The following is an 18,073-nucleotide window of genomic DNA, read 5'->3' as shown; positions in this document are numbered from 1 at the left end:
GACTTATAAGCAATGGAATTAACCTAACATCAAATGATAATTCATGATAACTAAAACATATGCGGTATCGGGTATGACCTGTGATGGTTGCCGAACTACCGTTCAGAAAAAAATAGAAGAACTCCATGGGGTTGACTCGGTGACGGTCAATCTCCAGAAGGGTAAGGCCTCCGTTCAATCGGAACACTTGCTCGACATTGCTCAATTGCAATCGGTTCTTGGTTCCAAATATCAAATTACACCATTGGGTGTTACCGACGGGGAAAGAACCAAATCGAAGTTGCAGCAGCTCCAGCCTTTATTCCTAATTCTAGGATATATATTGGTAGCATCCGGACTGCTTAATTATAAGGAATGGCAATTATCATCCTTTATGTTCGATTTTATGGGATTGTTCTTTATTGTGTTCAGTTTCTTTAAGTTGCTGGACCTAAAAGGATTCCCCCCTTCGTTTAGAATGTATGATCCTTTAGCTAATGCGGTGCCCATATATGCATGGATATATCCTTTTTTGGAAGTGTTATTGGGAGTGCTTTTCCTAATGAGAATAGAGCTTAACTTAGCACTTATTGCTACTATCGTTATTCTGGGAATAACCACAGTTGGTGTAACTAGGAGTTTGCTGGATAAACGAAAAATAAAATGTGCTTGTTTGGGGACCGCGCTTAATTTACCCATGACAGAAGCCACTTTCATAGAGAACACTTTAATGATTGCCATGGCCATTTTCATGCTTTTAAAACCAGCTGGAGTATGAAAAATTGGATAGTAATAATACTGTTGTTGCCACTGGCACTTATGGGCCAGGAACAACTGGAAGGTAGAATTTTGGATGGAGCTAGCAATTCGGAGGAAGGGCTCTTAGGAGCGAATGTTGTTTGGATGAATACCAATATCGGGGCAGCCACGGACATCGATGGAAATTTCAGTATTGACTATGACCCGTCCTACAAGGAATTGGTCATTAGTTATGTTGGGTATATTACCGATACCATCACAGTTTCGAATAGTAGACGGATAGAACACACCTTACAGGCAAGAAGCAACCTAAATGAAGTTACTATATCGGCGCGAAAAAAGGCATCTGCTAGATCTTACATTAAGGCCGAGAATACTATTTTGGTAAGTAGTGATGAGTTGCTGAAAGCAGCCTGCTGCAATCTTTCGGAAAGTTTTGAGACCAATCCATCGATCGATGTAAATTTTGCCAATGCGGTAACGGGTACCCGACAGATACGAATGTTAGGGTTGGAAAGCCCCAATATTTTAATTGCCACCGAGAACATCCCATCAATTAGGGGAGCATCACAAGCCTATGGTTTGAGTTTCATTCCAGGGACTTGGGTGGAAAGTATTCAGATAACCAAGGGTGCCGGTAGTGTGGTGAATGGCTTTGAGAGCATTGCTGGGCAAATTAATACCGAACTACAAAAACCCACCAAGGACTTTTCCTTTTATCAAAATTTATATGCCGCTAATAGTGGTAGAAGGGAGCTCAACACCCATCTGAATACTAAGGTAAGCGACAAATGGGACGCCGGTTTTTACCTACACGGAAATCTTCGGGACGGACATCACGACAAGAATAATGACAATTTTTTGGATATGCCCCAAGGGAAACAAGTTAATATATTGAATCGTTGGCAGTACACTAATCCAGAAAAAGGATTGGTGAGTTTTATCAATATTAGATTTATGGATGATCTTAATGAATCTGGGCAAATACATTCAAATCAAAATGATGAGGATACAGGTGGTCATGGCCATGGGGGGACAAATTCGAGCGGGGAGCCACTTTGGAGAAGCGAGATAGAGACACAGCGATTTGATGTTTCTGGTAAATTAGGATGGGTAAACCCAAAGATTCCCTATCAGAGTGTGGGGATACAGTCGGCCTTTAGTTTTCATGAACAGGAGTCTTTTTTTGGATTGAATACGTATAACATTATTCATAAGAGCTTTTACGGAAATGCCATGTACAATTCTATTATTAGCGATTCACGGCATAAAGTGAAAACAGGCGTTAGTTTTACGTACGATCATTATGATGAAGATGTGAATGCAACGACTTATGAGCGTACCGAAAACTCGGTAGGAGCTTTTTTTGAATACTCCTATGATAACCTGGATGCATTGTCCTTACAGGCAGGGATACGGGTAGATAATCATAACCGATTAGGCTTTTTTGTGACCCCGCGTCTCCATGTTAAGTATACACCTTGGGAAAAGTCGGCATTTCGTTTTTCTGCTGGTAGTGGAAGGAGAAGTGCGAATATATTTACTGAAAACCAGAAGATGTTTTCAAGTAGTAGGAATATAAATATTCTCGACACCAATGGAAAGGTGTATGGTTTGGATCCAGAAGTGGCTTGGAATTATGGGGTTTCCTATTTACAGGGATTCAATTTATTGGGAAGAAAAGCCGACGTCACCTTCGACTTTTATAGGACCGATTTCCAGAATCAAGTAGTGGTCGATTGGGAAAACCCGCAAAATGTGCGCTTCTATAACCTTAGGGGAGAAAGTTTTGCCAATTCTTTTCAGACCGAATTTAATTATAACCTATCAGAACAAATAGATCTGAGGTTAGCCTACAAATATTATGATATACAAACCGATTATATATCGGGTAGGTTGGAGCGACCCTTGACTCCAAAAAACAGGCTGTTTGCCAATGCAAGTTATGAAACACACCAGAAGGAAAACGGATCGCAATGGAAGTTCGATATTACTGCCAATTGGCTGGATTCACAGCGATATCCATCTACGGCAACAAGTCCAGCGGATTTTCAATTACCAGATCGTTCTCCAAGTGTAACGACTTTGAATGCCCAGATCACTAAGGTGTTTTCTCCGCGTTTTGAAGTATATTTGGGAGGCGAGAATATGACCAATGTAAGGCAGGACCAGCCTATAATTAATGCTGAAAACCCATTTGCAACCTATTTTGATACTACATTTGTTTATGGTCCGATATTTGGTAGTATGTATTATGCAGGATTGCGATATAAAATAAAATAACATGAAAAACGTATTAGTAATTGCTTTGTTAATTGTGGGAACAGGACTTTGGGCCCAAGATAAAAATGCAAAAGCCACCTTGGAGGTTGATGGTGTTTGTATGATGTGCAAAAAGCGCATTGAGTTGGCTTCCTTAAAAACCAAGGGTGTAAAGTCGGCTGTTTGGAATGTAGAAACCCATGAGCTGAGCCTTATATATGATGAACGAAAAGCGGACTTAGGTAAGATTCAGGAGAATATCGCTGCTGTGGGTCATGATACCAAGGAAATAAAGGCAACCGATGAAGCCTACAACACCGTGCATGCCTGCTGTCGTTATCGCGACGAAAAAGTAAGGGATGATCATGAAGACGATGAGGACGGCGGGAAATAGCCGATTATCATAACGAATATATGGCCTATAGGATTTACTTCTTATAGGCTTTTTGTATTTTGCTGCGCCAAAAACAAACCCATGCGTACCTTTTTTCTTTTATCCCTAGTGCTATTGTACGGTTGTGCAAACGAAGCGGAACCTACCCCTGAAGAAATTATTGCCAAAAGTGTTGTAGCCCATGGAGGCCAAGAGGCTATGGCGAACCTTGATGCCATTGAGATTCGAAAAATCACAAAACTGTTCGATGCAACTGGGTATTTGGAATCTCAAGATCGGCAATATCAAACGTTTACTTTCAAGCCTAGTTACACCACTAAAATTCACGGTATTTGGGATGGAGCGGTTCGTGAAATCTCATATGACGGAAGTAAGGTATTCGTTTCGGTGAATGATTCCGTTGTTACAGACCAAAGTGTCCTAGAGCAATCTTTGAAGACAATTCAATCGGCCGAATTCGTGTTCATGCAACCCTTTAAATTAAAGGATGCAAATGCCCAAATGGAATATACAGGAAAGAGGATTTTGTTTGATAGTGTTCCTGTTTCAGAAGTAAAGGTTGTTTATCCAGGTTCGGAAGATATATGGTGGTTTTATTTTGACGAAGAAGATCGCTGTGTAGCGAATAGGGTCTTGCACAATGACAGGTATAGTCTTATTGAAAATTTGGAATTTCAGAATTACCAAGGATTGTTGCTCCATAAGCACCGCAAAAGTTACTTTGTGGATTCTTTATTGAATAAGCAACAATTAAGGGCAGAGTATTTCTATGATCTTGAGTGAAAAAGGGGAGATATATCAACTCTTTTTTGGAATGCGAATTGCTATTGGTTTTCTGCCTTGTAGGATATAAAAAACACATTATGAATTTTCCTACATAACCTATAGAGAATGCATTAAAAATGCATTTCATCTATAATATTCGAACTTCATCCGATTATTTTTGGTGTTTTAGGATTTCAGCTTTCTGATAATCTCATTTATTTTGGGTTAATCGAAAAGTTTTGGAGCCGGTCTAGGGTCGAACATATATTTGTTCAACACTTAACCTACGCTTACGATGAAATCTTTTTTGCCCTTATTAATCATTGTTCTCTTTGCGGAAGGCATCTACGCTCAAGTCGGGATTGGAACCACCGATCCGCAGAGGGAACTCCATGTGGCTGGGGAAACATCTTCGATTAGGATAGATGGCCTTAACGCAACCAATAACCCAGATAATTTCGGGGGGACAGGCCTCTATAACCTAAGGGTCGACTCAGATGGTGATCTAACCTTGGGTTCGGGAAGTTCTCAACTGGTTTCTGTTGTGAATACCATGAGTCCAACAAATTTGCAGACCACAGCAAATTCTGATTTCGTAGATCAGGAATTGTACATAAGAACCTTCACCTTAAGCCAGCGTTCCATAGTGTTCATTTCTTACATCATGTCGGCCGAGGTAAAATCGTACGATAATACGTCCTTTGTGGAAGATGGTAGGGCCAAAATGATTTATAACTATTTCTATTTGGGAGACGGGACGACCTCAAGCTATACGAAACCCTATGGTATGGAAAGTACGGTGTATAATAATTCCGACTGCGATGCTGCCAGTGGCTATATCATGAATAGCCAAACCGCCATTTTGATTTTGGATGCAGGCACCCATAGTGTGCATTTCATGGGGGCGGTTTATGGAGGGGGCTTGAACTCAGACGCTGCTTTCAGTACCAACTTCGGTGACCGGGAGCGTCTCGAAGTGTCAATTTTAAATCTTTAACCTTAAACCTATGTGCCTGGGAAATCTTTTAACAAACCGTATCGTGATTTTTTTAGCCTTTGTGCTCATTTCATCGACAGGGCTAATGGCCCAATCCTATGTGACATGGTCAACCACAGCTCATCAACCCTCTATGACAGGAACCTTTCCAGGGGGAACCGTCACAGTCACTAATACGGGCGGAGCGGGCACGGATGTGTTCTTAACTTCACCTGCACAAAACCAACCCAACCTTGTGGCGACTGGAAACCAGACGTTTCATAGTTTCGGTCCAAATAATATGCCTCCAGCAAGGCAACTTACATTTACATTTTCAACACCTGTAATGATAAATAGGCTTAACATTGCCGATTTTGATTTAGTTGCTGGCGGATGGGATGATTCCCTGCTTTTTAATGGGGTTGCGTTCACCTCTTTCACGAATGTACAGTGTAATGCAACAACCACTGGGGCAACTCCTATTGGCGAAAGCGGTAGCAATGCAGAGTACGTTCATTGGTTCGACAGTGTAGCTCCTGTTACTAGTTTTACAATTCAATTTTTTACTATTAACAGTGTTACCACTGCCCATCTTGCTTATTCGATACGAGTAAGTCTACCTTGTCAAGCAGGTAAAGATGGCCCGGAATTAAATTAATTTTTTTTGGTAAAAGATTATATAGACGGTATGCCATCATATCTACTGGGTTCGATCTTTTCCCCATTCTCAAAGTGCTCTTATTTTTTCGAGATAACCACCTTTTTTCCGATCAGTTCAACTTGGGAAATACTTTCCACTAAATATTTTGCTACGCTTTTACGACTAATAGTCAAACTTGGCCTGGATGTATTATCTAGCGTTTCCTTGATTGATTGTGATTTAACGGAATTGGTGAGTCCAACTGGTCTTACAATTGTCCAGTTTAGATTGGATTTTTCCAATATCAATTCTTGCCGTTCATGATCACGATATGCCGCTCCAATGTTACTATTATTGATAAACCAACGAAACCATCCCGGAATATCCTTTTCAGTCTCTAATACGCCCCAAGCAGAACATACGACTATTCGGTCAATGTGATGGTTTTCTGCAATAGGAACGAGATGTGTCATTACATTGGAAAGAAAATTGATTGGAGTCTTTAACCCGGACCAAGGAAAATCAGATTTCCTGGAAACATTCAATGTGCTTATTACGAATTGACACCCATCAATTGCTTTGGATAGGTGTTCTGGTTGTGTCACATCACCTTCAAAAACAGTAAGTCCTTCTTTTAGGGGTATCCTATCTGCATCACGGGCCAAGCAATGAACCTCATGCCCTTTCTCAAGTGCCGTTTCCAACACCCACTTGCCGGTTCGGCCAGTAGCTCCCAATAAGAGTAGTTTTCCTTGTTCCATACGATACTACTAAAATACCGCTTTCTTGCCCAAACAAAAACCCCCGCAATTAGCAGGGGTCTTTCAGGTTCCGGATGAACCAAAATCTATTTATGGTTTGTGCCAATGTGCATTACATCATACCTGGCATTCCACCGCCACCCATTGGAGGCATGGCTGGAGCATCTTCTTTAATGTCTACCAAAGCACATTCAGTGGTAAGGATCATTCCTGCAACAGAGGCTGCATTTTCCAAAGCGATACGTGTTACTTTCTTGGGATCAATGATTCCTTCTTTCAACATATCTACATAGGCATCGTTCTTGGCATTGTAACCATAGTTCTTTTTGCCTTCCATTACTTTGTTAATTACTACCGAGCCTTCTCCACCAGCATTTTCAACTATGGTTCTAAGAGGGGATTCGATGGCGCGCGCTACAATCTGGATCCCAGTGGCTTCGTCCATCGTTTCGGTAGTCAATTTTTCCAATACTTTTTTGGCGCGAACCAAAGCTACACCACCTCCGGCTACAATTCCCTCTTCTACCGCTGCACGAGTGGCATGAAGTGCATCGTCTACACGGTCTTTCTTTTCCTTCATTTCTACTTCGGAAGCAGCACCTACATACAATACAGCAACACCGCCAGCCAATTTGGCTAAGCGCTCTTGTAGTTTCTCTTTATCGTAATCGCTTGTAGTAGTTTCTATTTGTGCTTTTATCTGTCCCACACGGGCTTTAATATCGCTTTTGTTTCCAGCACCATTTACTACCGTCGTATTGTCCTTGTCTATGGTTACAGTTTCGGCTGTACCTAACATGTCAACCGTTGCATTCTCTAAGGTGAAGCCTCTTTCTTCAGAAATTACGGTTCCTCCCGTTAGGATAGCTATGTCTTCTAACATGGCCTTACGGCGATCCCCGAATCCTGGAGCTTTTACAGCTGCAATTTTAAGTGCTCCCCTTAATTTATTCACCACTAAAGTAGCTAAGGCTTCGCCTTCAACATCTTCGGCAATGATTAGTAAAGACTTTCCTTGTTGTGCGACGGGCTCCAATACAGGAAGTAGGTCTTTCATATTGGAAATCTTCTTGTCATATAACAAGATCATTGGGCTTTCCAATTCGGTTTGCATTTTATCGCTATCGGTAACAAAGTAAGGGGATAGGTACCCACGATCGAACTGCATTCCTTCTACCACATCTACATAAGTATCGGTTCCTTTGGCTTCTTCTACAGTGATCACTCCTTCTTTACCTACTTTACCAAAGGCCTCGGCGATTAGATCACCGATCTGGATATCATTGTTCGCAGAAATGGAAGCTACTTGCTGAATTTTCTCAGAAGAGTTCCCCACCTTGGTCGATTGTTTTTCCAAATCGGTAACGATGGCTTCCACAGCCGTGTCGATACCGCGTTTTAGATCCATAGGGTTGGCTCCAGCAGCCACGTTTTTAAGTCCTTCTTTTACAATCGCTTGTGCTAATACGGTAGCAGTGGTTGTACCATCTCCGGCAAGATCGTTGGTTTTGGAAGCTACTTCCTTTACCATTTGTGCTCCCATATTTTCCAAGGCATCTTCCAATTCGATTTCCTTGGCTACGGAAACCCCATCTTTGGTTACTTGGGGTGCACCGAAGGATTTACTAATGATTACGTTTCTACCTTTAGGTCCTAAAGTTACTTTTACTGCGTTTGCCAATGCGTCTACACCACGTTTGATAGCGTCACGTGCTTCCACATCAAATTTTATATCCTTTGCCATTTTGTTTATTGCTTTTGGGCCAACAGCGAATTGCTATCGGCAGTTTGGTTTAACTTTTTTCTAAAAATTAGATTATTGCGAGTATGTCATCCTCTCGCATGATGAGATAATCTTTGCCGTCTAATTTAAGCTCGCTACCAGAGTACTTTCCGTACAATACGGTGTCGCCAACTTTTACGGTCATGTCATGGTCTTTTTTACCCTTGCCAACGGCTACAACTTTTCCTTGTTGTGGTTTTTCTTTTGCAGAATCTGGAATGTACAGTCCTGATGCAGTTTGGGTTTCGGCGGCTTGTGGCTCTACCAAAACGCGATCTGAAAGTGGTTGGATTTTCAATGCCATTTTCAATTGTATTTTATGAAGTTAATTTTTAGTTTTTAATTGTATGCTTTCCCTGTTTTCAGAAATTATGCCATTTGATAATTACTGTCAAATTGAAACAAAAAATGCCAACTTGTCACAAGTTGGCATTTCATATATCGTATGATTCTTTCTTTACTCTGGAGTATCCGTACCGCCACTACTTCCGTTTCCTCCTGTATTATCATTGGTAGCATCGCTTCCTGTATTGGTATCAAGAGGGCTAACGTTTTCAGTTTGTTCTTGGAACAGATTAGGGTTTCCTTGTTCGTTGAATAAAGAGATATTAGACAAAAGGATTAAGGCCAATAAAATAATGGCTAGTGTCCAAGTACTCTTATCTAAGAAATCGGTTGTTTTCTTCACTCCTCCCAATTGTTGACCACCGCCACCACCAAAAGTAGAAGATAATCCTCCTCCTTTAGGGTTCTGCACCATGATCACTACCACTAGCAAGAATGCTACGAAAACGATTAGAATTAAAAATATGGTAAATTGCGTCATTGTTCTTCTGTTTTTATCAGTTTTTCTATCGCCCGAATTTGGTCTGCAAAGAAACCACTTTTTTCGGGATTTTTCAAAATTAAAATTTTATATGCCTGAATGGCTTTTTTATAATTTTTTTGTTGAAGGTATACCTTAGCCAAAGTCTCTGTCATTAGCTGCTCAGGAGCCTGTGTGTAAGGCTTGGCAAGATTCTTGTTTTTCTTTGGAGTCTGTTTGGGCTCAATTTTGGGACGTTCCTGAATAAATTTTTCAATCAGCTCAAACTTACGTTGACGGTCCTCATGAAGGTTAGTCTGGTCCTCATCAACTTCTAATTCTTCGCGTTCAATAGGTTGTGCTTGTGTTAGCTTTAACCATTCGCCGAAGGAATGTGTGTCGCTTTTGGTGAATGTAATAGGTTCATTTATCTCAAGCACTTCTTCCGAAGTGGCCTTTTCTTTTTCTTCTGAAGGGGTAATGGCAACAGGAACGGATTTGCGTTCAAACAGCTCTGGATTAAGAATGGCCTCTGCCTTCTTCATCTCAGTTTGCAATTGCTCATGAATTTCCCGGCTTACCGTTTCCGAAACATTTTCGGAAATTACTTCGATGTCCTTTATGGCATCACTCTGTTGAAGGATTGCTTCTGAAATGTCATTCTGAATAAATTCTTTTGAAGTGATGTATTCGAAAAGAATATCCCTATCGGTGGTATGGGCCGCTGCTATTTTTAGGGCATCATTGTATAGATAGCTGTTTTGGTTTTTCAGGCCTTTTAATTGCAATGCACGGGCACTTTGAAAATACGGGTATTTCTCCAATAGTGTATCCAGTTCCTTCACCTGTTCCGGATGGATGGTTTGAGGATTTGCCAACAAATATGTGAAGGTCTGAATGTTCATATTACCAGTCTGCCAATGATTTATTTATGATATCCTGTGTTAATCGTTCAAAAATGATTTCCAAAGCTTCATCCAATTGCGATCCAATTAATTGTGCTCCTCCTTCGTAGTCGAAGTAAAACGAAAACTTTTCTTCAAAGTCCTTTTCGGAATCCAAGGTATTCGTGTACCTCACGTTTACTTCCATGGTCAATCGGTTTTGGGCAGCAGTACTTTGCGAAGTTGCCGTAATAGGGGACACGTAGTATCGCGTTATTTCACCTTCGTAAATGAGGTCACCATTGGTGGGTGTAAGGCCCAAACTGGTTTGGGTTAGGATGATGTCCTGGAGTGCCAATGTAAAATCCCTTGCAATCCTTGGCTCTACCAGGGCTGCATTGTTTACAAAGTTATTTACCTGAAAGGTCTGTGCATTACCCACACTAACTCCGGTGAAGGAATATTTTACCTTACATCCTTGGGCTAGGAGAATGAAACAGAAGCATAGTGAAATCTTAAGGATTCGATTCATATAGAGGATAAACTACAGGTTGTATTGTTTTATTTTACGGTAAAGGGTGCGTTCGCTAATACCCAGTTCTTTGGCAGCGTCTTTTCGTTTACCATCGTATTTTTCCAACGACTTTTTAATGAGCTCCAGTTCTTTTTCATGCAAAGAAAGGTTTTCTTCTTCCTGAATCTCCTCTGCAAAGTGATATTTGTCTTCGGTAATTTCTGCCACAGCAGCTTCTGGGGTTGAAGGGACCACTTCTACATCGTATGCCTGCGGACTTTCTTCTTCTGCAATAGCCGCCAATTGTGCTTCGCGATCTGTTTCTTCGGAATAAATCTTATCGATGAGTGTAGAATTTTCTTCCCGAACCTCGGCTGTGTTTCCACCCTTCATCAATTCCATCGTCAGCTTTTTTAGGTCATTAATATCCCGTTGCATATCGAACAATACCTTATAAAGGATTTCCCGTTCGTTGCTAAAGTCACTTTCGGGTTTTTTAGTGCTAATGACAGCTGGAAGATTACTTCCCACATCGGGGAGATAGTTCTTCAAAGTTTCATAAGAAATCGTCCTGTTTTGCTCCAAGACAGAAATCTGTTCGGCGACATTACGTAACTGACGGATATTTCCACCCCATTTATATTGTAGTAAAAGCCCAACTGCTGCATCATCCAACCGAATGGTTGGCATCTTGTATTTTTGGGCAAAATCTGAAGCAAACTTTCGGAATAACAAATGAATATCTTCGTGGCGTTTCCGAAGCGGGGGCAACGCAATTTCTACTGTGCTCAAGCGATAGTATAGGTCTTCACGAAATTTACCTTTTTCGATGGCCTCTGCCATTTTCACATTGGTGGCTGCTACAATACGCACATCGGTTTTTTGTGCTTTGGAGGATCCTACTTTGAGGAATTCCCCATTTTCCAAAACACGTAATAGGCGAACTTGGGTTGGTAAGGGTAGTTCCCCTACTTCATCCAAGAAAATGGTTCCGCCATCTGCCACCTCAAAATAACCGCTTCTCGTGGCGGTGGCTCCCGTAAATGCTCCTTTCTCGTGGCCAAACAATTCGCTATCAATGGTTCCTTCCGGAATCGCCCCGCAGTTTACGGCGATATACTTTCCGTGTTTTCTATGGGAGAGCGAATGAATGATCTTTGGAATACTTTCCTTCCCTACACCACTTTCTCCAGTAACCAGTACCGAGATATCCGTTGGAGCCACTTGAACGGCTTTTTCAACGGCACGGTTAAGTCCGGGATCGTTCCCTATAATTCCAAAGCGTTGTTTTACGGCTTGTACGTTTTCCATAGGTTAGTTGTTGTGAGAGTATTCAACGGCCTTTCCAATTAAAGTAGCACTGGTGCAATCTTCAATTTTTACCATAACAAAATCACCCACTTTATAATGTTCTTTCGGAAATACCGCAACGGTATTTTGTTGTGTACGTCCGCTCCATTGAGCGTCGCTCTTGCGCGATTCTTTTTCAATGAGCACTTCCACGGTCTTCCCAACAAATTCTTGCGTTCTATAAGCACTATGCTTTTGCTGAAGATCCACTATTTCCGTTAGTCTACGTTTCTTTACGTCTTCGGGAACGTCATCTTCCATTTTTCTAGCGGCCATGGTTCCTGGTCGTTCAGAATACATGAACATAAACCCAAAATCATACTTTACGTATTCCATTAAAGACAATGTGTCTTGGTGGTCTTCTTCCGTTTCGGTAGGGAAGCCAGTGATCATATCTTGTGAAATGGCACAATCTGGAATGATTCGCTTTACGGTATCGATAAGCTCAAAGTATTCCTCCCGAGTGTGAAGGCGGTTCATTTCCTTCAATATTCTTGTACTGCCACTTTGCACGGGTAGGTGGATGTAATTGCAAATGTTATCATATTTGGCCATGGAGTGCAGCACATCCTCGGTCATGTCCTGTGGGTTACTGGTTGAAAAGCGAATGCGCATTTTGGGTTGTGCCAGCGCTGCCATTTCCAGTAGTTGTGCAAAATTTGTAGCCGTCGCTTTCTGTATTTCGGTAGCGTTTTTGAAATCCTTTTTCAATCCGCCACCATACCATAAATAACTGTCTACATTTTGTCCTAGTAGTGTGATTTCTTTATAGCCTTTTTCTGCAAGATCGTTTACTTCGTCAATAATGCTCTTGGGATCCCGGCTACGTTCTCGCCCTCTTGTGAACGGAACTACACAGAACGTACACATATTGTCGCACCCACGGGTGATACTAACAAATGCAGTAACCCCATTTCCTCCCAGTCTTACAGGGGAGATATCGCCGTAAGTTTCCTCTTTTGAAAGGATTACATTCACGGCATCCCGACCTTCTTCCACTTCTTTTAAAAGATTTGGTAAGTCTTTGTAGGCATCTGGTCCCACTACCATATCTACAATCTTTTCTTCTTCCAGGAATTTACTCTTAAGGCGTTCGGCCATACACCCCAAAACCCCAACCTTCATTTTTGGGTTGATTCGTTTTACGGCATTGTATTTTTCCAAACGTTTGCGAACGGTTTGTTCTGCTTTGTCTCTAATGGAGCAGGTATTAACAAGAACCAAATCGGCTTCTTCCAATTTTTGAGTAGTGTTGAAACCCTGTTCTGTCAAAATAGAAGCGACAATTTCACTATCGCTAAAATTCATTTGACAGCCGTAGCTTTCAATATATAATTTTCGGGCATTGCCTTCTTTGGCTTCCAATACCAAGGCCTCACCCTGTTTGTTCTCATCTATAATTTTTTCTTCCATGGTTGCAATCCGTCTGCGATTTAATATAGCAATGAACATGCAAAGATAGGAATAAAATGAGGTTTATGACAAAGTGGCAGTTTTCTTTTTAGTACATTTACATCAATAATTAGCTAACCAAAATATTTCTTCTATGGAACACCCTATTTTTAAAAAGATTGAAAATTCTCAGTCCCCGGACTTTGGGGATATTTTCAGTAAAAGTTTCGAATTGTATAAACAGGTATTCACTCAAGGAATGGTACACGTGCTAGTAAGTCTGGTGGTTATTATTCCATTTGTATTGGTAATATATATTCCTATTTTACCCATGTATATAGATGCCATTTCCGGTGGGTACGATCCTTATTATGGAGATACCATGTTCGATAATTATTCTCCGGTCATCATTATACTATGGTTTTTACTGGTCCTTGTTCTTTCTTTCCTAATGCAAGCAGTCAACTATTCGATCTATGGCAATTTCCTAAAGATGCTAAAGAATGAAGATATGGGATTGTCGGAAGAAACTGGCGGATATTTTTCACTACTTAAAAAACACTTCAGTAAGTTGGTTATGTTAACATTGGCTACAATGGGTATTGCAATATTGGCTGCGCTTCTATGCTATTTACCATTGTTGTATGCAATGGTGCCGCTTCAGCTTATGCTGCCAATCTTTGTGTTTAACGAAGACCTAAGTGTGGGCGATATTGTCAAGGCGGCCTTTAAACTTGGTAATAAACATTGGTTCATCATTTTTGGGCTTTTATTTGTAGGGAGTTTATTGTCTTCTTTAGGTGCTATACTTTGCTATATCGGGATGATTGCTACCTTGTTCTTTACCTATATAATTTTATATTATATTTATAAGGAAACTGTTGGTTTTGAGGATGATAATGCGATATCCAATATTGGTCAATCTGAAGACGAATAGAGCGTATTGCCTAGGTAAACATTTCTAAAATATTTTGAGCCGGAATTACTTTTTTCCGGCTCTTTTTTTGGTGTTAAGGGAAGCTTAAATCTTGACTGCGTTCGGAGCGTATTAAAAAAATCATATACTTTTGTACTCCAAATTTACGGACTATGGCAAAGAATTTAGTGATTGTGGAGTCGCCGGCAAAAGCCAAAACCATTGAAAAATTTCTAGGAAAGGATTTTAAGGTTGCCTCTAGCTTTGGACACATTGCAGACCTTCCCGCAAAGGAGTTGGGAGTAGATGTGGAAGGCGGATTTGCACCTAAGTATATTATATCGAGTGACAAGAAAAGCTTGGTCAAGGAATTGAAACAATTGGCCCAAAAAGCTGAAATGGTCTGGTTGGCTAGTGATGAGGATCGGGAAGGAGAAGCCATTGCATGGCACTTGGCGGAGTCGCTAAAATTAGACAAAGAAAAGACCAAGCGGATTGTTTTTCATGAGATTACAAAATCGGCCATACTAAAGGCGATTGAAAACCCGAGACAAATAGATTATAATTTGGTGAATGCCCAACAAGCGAGACGTGTATTAGATCGTTTGGTAGGGTACGAATTATCCCCTGTGCTATGGAAGAAGGTGAAAGGAGGGTTGTCCGCGGGTCGTGTTCAATCGGTAGCGGTACGTTTAATTGTTGAACGGGAACGTGAAATTGAAAAATTTAATCCTGTAGCTTCCTATCGTGTGGTTGCAGAGTTTACTACCGAGAAAGGAAATAAGTTTAAGGCGAAGCTGCCCAAGAACTTTTCTACAGAAGAAGAGGCGAGAACTTTTCTTCAAAAAAATATTGGAGCTTCCTATAAAGTGGCCGATCTTGTAAAGAAGCCGGCTAAAAAATCGCCAGCACCTCCATTTACCACTTCTACACTTCAGCAGGAAGCATCAAGAAAATTATATTTTTCCGTAAGTAAGACAATGACCATAGCCCAGCGTTTATACGAGGCAGGTTTAATTACTTATATGAGAACGGACAGTGTAAACTTATCCGATGATGCCCGTAAGGCCGCTCAGGAGGAGATTTCGAATTCCTATGGTGATAATTACAGTCAGCCAAGAAATTATAAAGGAAAATCAAAGGGCGCCCAAGAAGCTCACGAAGCTATTCGACCCACCGATATGTCTAGGCATACCATAAGCGGGGATTATGATCAGGAGCGTTTGTATCACTTAATTTGGAAGCGTACCATTGCTTCACAAATGAGCGATGCCCAATTAGAACGTACCAATGTGAAGATCGATATTGCCGGAGCTCAACCAGTTAGCGAACAATTTGCAGCAAATGGTGAAATGATAAAATTTGATGGGTTTTTGAAGGTGTACCTCGAAGGAACCGACTTTGAAGAGGAGGAACAAGACGGAATGTTGCCTAAATTACAGGTTAGCGATCCGCTTACCAATAATTATATTACCGCTACCCAAAGATTTACTAGACCACCATACCGTTATTCGGAAGCTGCTTTAGTAAAGCAGTTGGAAGAGTTGGGAATTGGTAGGCCCTCTACCTATGCTCCAACCATTTCTACCATAGTGAATAGGAATTATGTGGAAAAAGGAACTGTGGAAGGTGTAGAGCGCAATTATGTTCAGCTTCAGTTGCAAGAAGGTCAGATTGAAGATAAAAAGCTGACAGAGACTATCGGGAGCGACAAGGGGAAAATGGTTCCAACGGATATTGGGATGATTGTAAATGACTTCTTGGTAGATCATTTTGATGATATTTTAGATTATAACTTCACAGCGAAAGTAGAGGAGGATTTCGATGCTATTGCCGAAGGGAAGGAAGAGTGGACCTCTATGATGAAGGACTTCTATACCAAGTTTCATCCACACGTCGAGGATGTACAAGAGAATGCGGAACGTGAAAGCGGTGAGCGCATATTAGGGGAAGATCCTGAAACCGGGAGACCTGTTTTGGTTCGATTGGGGAAATTTGGCCCCATGGCTCAGATTGGAAGCCCGGACGATGAAAACAAAAAATTTGCAAGCTTGCGTCCAGATCAGCAATTGCATTTGGTGACTTTTGAAGAAGTCTTGGATTTGTTCAAGTTACCTAAATCATTGGGTGTGTATGATGGAGAAGAAGTGGAGGTAGCCAATGGTAGGTATGGACCTTATATCCGATTTGGGTCCAAGTTTATTTCCCTGCCCAAAGGGATGGATCCACTAGATGTGGCTATGGATACGGCAGCTACCCTTATTGAAGAAAAGAAAAAAGCCGATGCACCTATATATACGTATGAAGGGATGCCGGTACAGAAAGGAAAGGGAAGGTTTGGGCCATTTATTAAGTGGAACAACATGTTCATTAATGTGAACAAAAAATACGATTTCGATAATCTTTCCGATGCAGACATCATACAACTAATCGAGGATAAGAAGCAGAAGGAGATTGATAAACTGATCAATGAGTGGCCTGAGGAGGGCATTCGTTTGGAAAAAGCAAGGTGGGGACGTTTTAACCTTATCAAGGGAAAGACGAAAGTAGAACTTCCCAAAACCACCAAGGCGGATAAGATGACACTGGAGCAAGCACAAGAACTACTGGAAAAGAATGCCCCAAAAAAAACGACTAGAAAAAAGAAAGCGACCGCCAAGAAAAAATAAATGATAGAATTTCTTTCCCCAGTTTCAAAGAAAGTAGTAGCCCATAGGGAAGTATTATCCTTAGGAGTGCTAGGAAAAGAAATAGAAATTCATCATAAGGTTGGGGAATTGCCTGCACTAAAGGATGTCCGATTTGCCATTCTAGGCGTTAAGGAGAACAGAAACGACATTAATTATATAGGTGCTGACATTTCTTTTGATGCCGTTAGAAAATCACTCTATTCTTTATATCCTGGAAATTGGTCCTATCCCATAGTGGATCTTGGCGATATTGAGAAAGGGGCAACGGTAGAAGACACCTATTTTGCATTGAGAACCGTATTAGAGGCTATTTTATCTAAAAACATTATACCTATTGTTCTAGGGGGCAGTCAGGATTTGATGTATGCGCAATACCGCTCGTATGATACATATGGTAAAATGATCAATGTTGTGAATGTAGATCATCGTTTCGATTTGGGAGATGCAGAGCAGCCTATTTCAAATGTGTCATATGTGGGTAAGATCATTGTAGATAAACCTTACAACCTATTTAACTATAGTGTGCTAGGATATCAATCCTATGATAATCCACCTGCGGAGATTGCTTTAATGGAAAAATTATTTTTCGATGCCTATCGCTTGGGTAAGGTTACTGGAGACATTACATTGGTGGAGCCCATCATGAGGGATGCGGATATGGTAGCCATAGACACATCGGCAATAAAAGCATCGGAATTGAGTTATAATAGTAGTTCAGGCCCCAATGGATTCGATAGTAGAGAAATCTGTGCTATTGCAAGATATGCAGGAATAAGCAATAAAGTATCTTCCTTCGGGATTTACGAACTGAAAGAGTTTAATGCTGAAAGTGCCTCCATGCTTGTGGCACAGATGATTTGGTATTTCATAGAAGGAGTAAACTTTAGGATAGACGATGAAGATTTCGATAATGAACAGAGGTTTACTACGTATAAAGTACCGGTAGATGACGAGGTTTTAGTGTTCAAAAAGAGCAGTAAAACGGGTCGTTGGTGGATAGAATTACCATTTATTTCAAATGTTAATAATAAATTAAAAAGACATACGTTATTACCTTGCACTTATGGCGAATATTTGAGTGCAACAAATCAGGAAATTCCTGAAAGGTGGTATAAAGCCCGCCGAAAGAATGAAGTATAATCAAACAAACTAAGAAAAAAAGGTTTAAGGGTTTTTTAAAGAAATTGTTGTTTTTTTAAAATT

17 protein-coding genes are annotated in these 18,073 nt (G+C 40.9%); 9 read left to right on the top strand and 8 right to left on the bottom strand.

Annotation, left to right across the window (positions count from 1 at the left end):
- The first annotated feature begins 43 nt into the window (after positions 1-43).
- The 6 genes from AC6JAD_RS02755 (at position 44) to AC6JAD_RS02730 (ending at position 5,793) form a co-directional block, all read left to right on the top strand.
- On the top strand, positions 44-757 hold the full coding sequence (locus tag AC6JAD_RS02755) for a heavy-metal-associated domain-containing protein (protein ID WP_461302676.1): 714 nt from the start codon (positions 44-46) through the stop codon (positions 755-757).
- Positions 754-3,021 (top strand): TonB-dependent receptor, encoded by a 2,268-nt coding sequence (locus AC6JAD_RS02750; RefSeq protein ID WP_461302677.1) that lies wholly within the window; start codon positions 754-756, stop codon positions 3,019-3,021. Before AC6JAD_RS02755 ends, AC6JAD_RS02750 begins: the two co-directional genes overlap by 4 nt.
- Before the next feature lies 1 nt (position 3,022).
- A complete protein-coding gene (locus AC6JAD_RS02745) occupies positions 3,023-3,394 on the top strand; it encodes a heavy-metal-associated domain-containing protein (protein ID WP_461302678.1) in 372 nt (123 codons plus the stop codon).
- Positions 3,395-3,475: 81 nt separating this feature from the next.
- On the top strand, positions 3,476-4,177 hold the full coding sequence (locus tag AC6JAD_RS02740) for a hypothetical protein (RefSeq protein ID WP_461302679.1): 702 nt from the start codon (positions 3,476-3,478) through the stop codon (positions 4,175-4,177).
- Positions 4,178-4,454: 277 nt separating this feature from the next.
- Positions 4,455-5,156, top strand: a complete 702-nt coding sequence (locus AC6JAD_RS02735) for a hypothetical protein (RefSeq protein WP_461302680.1) — start codon at positions 4,455-4,457, stop codon at positions 5,154-5,156.
- A 43-nt stretch (positions 5,157-5,199) separates the two neighbouring features.
- The gene (locus tag AC6JAD_RS02730; RefSeq protein WP_461302681.1) at positions 5,200-5,793 is read left to right on the top strand and encodes a hypothetical protein; all 594 of its coding nucleotides are present in this window, start codon (positions 5,200-5,202) and stop codon (positions 5,791-5,793) included.
- An 80-nt stretch (positions 5,794-5,873) separates the two neighbouring features.
- Here the strand turns inward: AC6JAD_RS02730 and AC6JAD_RS02725 are convergent, their stop codons facing one another.
- From AC6JAD_RS02725 to miaB, 8 genes are all read right to left on the bottom strand, one after another.
- Positions 5,874-6,536 carry an NAD(P)-dependent oxidoreductase gene (locus tag AC6JAD_RS02725; protein ID WP_461302682.1) on the bottom strand — a complete coding sequence of 221 codons (663 nt, stop codon included), beginning with the start codon at positions 6,534-6,536 and terminating at the stop codon, positions 5,874-5,876.
- 112 nt (positions 6,537-6,648) lie between these two features.
- Positions 6,649-8,280 (bottom strand): chaperonin GroEL, encoded by a 1,632-nt coding sequence (gene groL, locus AC6JAD_RS02720; protein WP_461302683.1) that lies wholly within the window; start codon positions 8,278-8,280, stop codon positions 6,649-6,651.
- 67 nt (positions 8,281-8,347) lie between these two features.
- Positions 8,348-8,623 (bottom strand): co-chaperone GroES, encoded by a 276-nt coding sequence (locus tag AC6JAD_RS02715; RefSeq protein ID WP_461302684.1) that lies wholly within the window; start codon positions 8,621-8,623, stop codon positions 8,348-8,350.
- 153 nt (positions 8,624-8,776) lie between these two features.
- A complete protein-coding gene (secG, locus tag AC6JAD_RS02710; protein ID WP_461302685.1) occupies positions 8,777-9,145 on the bottom strand; it encodes a preprotein translocase subunit SecG in 369 nt (122 codons plus the stop codon).
- The gene (locus AC6JAD_RS02705; RefSeq protein ID WP_461302686.1) at positions 9,142-10,029 is read right to left on the bottom strand and encodes a DUF8458 domain-containing protein; all 888 of its coding nucleotides are present in this window, start codon (positions 10,027-10,029) and stop codon (positions 9,142-9,144) included. The genes secG and AC6JAD_RS02705 overlap by 4 nt, the downstream gene beginning before the upstream one ends.
- A gap of 1 nt (position 10,030) precedes the next feature.
- Positions 10,031-10,540, bottom strand: a complete 510-nt coding sequence (locus tag AC6JAD_RS02700) for an LptE family protein (RefSeq protein ID WP_461302687.1) — start codon at positions 10,538-10,540, stop codon at positions 10,031-10,033.
- A 12-nt stretch (positions 10,541-10,552) separates the two neighbouring features.
- Positions 10,553-11,833: a sigma-54 interaction domain-containing protein gene (locus tag AC6JAD_RS02695; protein ID WP_461302688.1), complete on the bottom strand. Its 1,281-nt coding sequence runs from the start codon at positions 11,831-11,833 to the stop codon at positions 10,553-10,555.
- Between the two features lie 3 nt (positions 11,834-11,836).
- Positions 11,837-13,285 carry a tRNA (N6-isopentenyl adenosine(37)-C2)-methylthiotransferase MiaB gene (gene miaB, locus AC6JAD_RS02690; protein ID WP_461302689.1) on the bottom strand — a complete coding sequence of 483 codons (1,449 nt, stop codon included), beginning with the start codon at positions 13,283-13,285 and terminating at the stop codon, positions 11,837-11,839.
- A 133-nt stretch (positions 13,286-13,418) separates the two neighbouring features.
- Here miaB and AC6JAD_RS02685 point away from each other — a divergent pair, with 133 nt between their 5' ends.
- The 3 genes from AC6JAD_RS02685 to AC6JAD_RS02675 all read left to right on the top strand — a co-directional run bounded on the left by AC6JAD_RS02685 (position 13,419) and on the right by AC6JAD_RS02675 (position 18,010).
- Positions 13,419-14,201, top strand: a complete 783-nt coding sequence (locus AC6JAD_RS02685; RefSeq protein ID WP_461302690.1) for a hypothetical protein — start codon at positions 13,419-13,421, stop codon at positions 14,199-14,201.
- Positions 14,202-14,353: 152 nt separating this feature from the next.
- The gene (gene topA / locus AC6JAD_RS02680; protein WP_461302691.1) at positions 14,354-16,849 is read left to right on the top strand and encodes a type I DNA topoisomerase; all 2,496 of its coding nucleotides are present in this window, start codon (positions 14,354-14,356) and stop codon (positions 16,847-16,849) included.
- On the top strand, positions 16,850-18,010 hold the full coding sequence (locus AC6JAD_RS02675) for a formimidoylglutamase (protein ID WP_461302692.1): 1,161 nt from the start codon (positions 16,850-16,852) through the stop codon (positions 18,008-18,010).
- Positions 18,011-18,073: the final 63 nt, after the last annotated feature.

Source organism: Aureisphaera sp. (genome assembly GCF_059726885.1).
Note: the sequence above shows the minus strand (reverse complement) of the source record. Positions and strands in the feature narration are given on the sequence as shown.